Source organism: Pseudomonas sp. BP01 (assembly GCF_022760795.1).
Lineage (GTDB): Bacteria > Pseudomonadota > Gammaproteobacteria > Pseudomonadales > Pseudomonadaceae > Aquipseudomonas > Aquipseudomonas putida_Q.
In genome coordinates, this window is record NZ_JAFBKA010000165.1 from 1 (window position 1) to 220 (window position 220).

The window sequence follows — 220 nt, forward strand, 5'->3', positions numbered from 1 at the left end:
GCGCCAGACAGCCCGAGCAACCTGGCCATCGATGCCGACGGCACCACCCTCACCGGTTCCGCCCCTGCGGGTACCCGCGTGGAGGTACACGATGCCAACGGCACCCTGATCGGCAGCGCCATCGCCAATGCCGATGGCACGTTCAGCATCGAGCTGAATCCTGCTCAAGCCAACGGCGAACTGCTGGATGTCGTTGCCATCGATGACAGCGGCGTTTCTT

1 protein-coding gene is annotated in these 220 nt (G+C 64.1%); it reads left to right on the forward strand.

Annotated features, from left to right (window positions below; genetic code table 11):
- A partial coding sequence (locus JOY50_RS28935) for an Ig-like domain-containing protein (protein WP_243056217.1) occupies positions 1 to 220 on the forward strand: 220 nt, incomplete at both ends.